Origin of the sequence: Vulcanisaeta distributa JCM 11217 (assembly GCF_001316005.1) — an archaeon.
GTDB lineage: Archaea > Thermoproteota > Thermoprotei > Thermoproteales > Thermocladiaceae > Vulcanisaeta > Vulcanisaeta distributa_B.
On record NZ_BBBJ01000017.1, the window covers coordinates 1 to 700 of the forward strand.

1 protein-coding gene and 1 pseudogene are annotated in these 700 nt (G+C 49.1%); both read right to left on the reverse strand.

Features of this window, described 5'->3' with window-relative positions; translation table 11 throughout:
* Window positions 1–9 precede the first annotated feature (9 nt).
* Window positions 10–486: a hypothetical protein gene (locus JCM11217_RS11945; protein WP_054843041.1), complete on the reverse strand. Its 477-nt coding sequence runs from the start codon at window positions 484–486 to the stop codon at window positions 10–12.
* Window positions 467–700: pseudogene (locus tag JCM11217_RS11950) on the reverse strand (hypothetical protein); the annotation flags it as partial. The gene JCM11217_RS11945 and the pseudogene JCM11217_RS11950, both read right to left, overlap by 20 nt.

The following is a 700-nucleotide window of genomic DNA, read 5'->3' on the forward strand; positions in this document are numbered from 1 at the left end:
GCATCCTCCTCAGCACCTCACAGACCTTACTAGCGAGCTCAGGGTACTTCTTGAGCGCGTCCATGCCCATGTGGACCACGTACTATCGCCCCGCTTACTCAGCTTAGCCTCCTCATAACCTGCGTTCTTCAGTCTCGTTAAAACCTCCACGGCGTCGTCATAATCATTGCGGACAACCCTCAACTCCACGAAGCCACTTTGATACACATGCACATGTATCCTCATGCCAACAACCTCGATCGATGACCTACTCAAAGGCTTAACCCTCATGTTCGCCAATGTAATTAAGTTCCTAAGCTTCTCAGCATCAGGCAATGAGCCCAAGTCCTCAACCAAGGCTTTGATTAACGCATCACTTAGCATCCTCCTAGCCAATTCGGCAGCCCTCGAGGATGTAACCTCGTACATTACTTCATGCTTCCCATCCCTTTCCCTAAACCCGAGGTTCCTCAACCTCTCAATTAGGTCACCCCCCCCAAGTCTCACGCTTCAACCCACCCATGTAGAGCCTAACCGCCTTCTTCTCCTTAACATCCGCACTACCATCACCCAAGATTGCGAGTAGCAAAAACGTCATGAAATCACCATCGCCTAACTCACAGGCTTGCTTAGCAACCTCGGTCTTATCCTTGAACATGCCTCTATGGTCATTAGCCATTAAATACCATGTAATGCTCACATTATCATCATTAATGCCCAC